Source organism: Geminicoccus flavidas (assembly GCF_009806515.1).
Taxonomy (GTDB): Bacteria; Pseudomonadota; Alphaproteobacteria; order Geminicoccales; family Geminicoccaceae; genus Geminicoccus; species Geminicoccus flavidus.
This window is the reverse complement of sequence record NZ_WUJP01000858.1, coordinates 1-621: the sequence shown is the minus strand read 5'-3', so window position 1 is coordinate 621 and position 621 is coordinate 1. Positions and strand designations below refer to the sequence as shown.

1 protein-coding gene is annotated in these 621 nt (G+C 74.6%); it reads left to right on the top strand.

Features of this window, described 5'->3' with window-relative positions:
• Positions 1–621 (top strand): molybdopterin-binding protein (locus EQG76_RS33000; RefSeq protein ID WP_331463824.1); only part of this gene is annotated, 621 nt, incomplete at both ends.

Genomic DNA, 621 nt, shown 5'->3' with positions numbered 1-621 from the left:
CAGGGTGCCGTCCTCCGCCCCACCGGCCGGCAGCTGCGTCCGCTGGACGTGGCCATCGCCGCTGCCGCCGGCGTCGGGCAGTGCATCGTCCGGCAGGCCACGGTCCGCCTCCTTCCTGCGGAAGCGCATGACGATGCGACCCGCCTGCTGGTCACTTCCCTGCTCGAAGCTGCGGGGGCACAGGTCGAATCGTCTGCCCCGTTTGGCAGCCGCCCCGACCTGGTCGGGGCCCTCGCTCTGCCGGACGCAGACCTGATCGTGGTGCTCGGCGGGAGCGGCCTCGACCCGGCCGATCATGCGCCCGCGGCACTGGCCGATGCCGGCGAGCTGGTCGCCTCCGGCCTGGCCCTGCGCCCGGGCGAAGCGGGGGGCTGCGGCCATGCCGGCGGCCAGCCGGTGCTGCTGGTACCAGACCGGCTGGAGGCGGCCCTGGCGCTGATGCTGGTGTTTGCCCGCCCCTGCCTGGACCTGCTGCACGGCGCCACGCCCGCACCTGCCATGCCGCCCCTGCCTGTGGCCCGCAGGATCACCTCCACGGTCGGCTTCACCGACATCGTGCTGCTGCGCAGGCACGAGGCCGGCCTGGAGCCGCTGGCGACCGCTTCACTCTCCCTGCTCGCC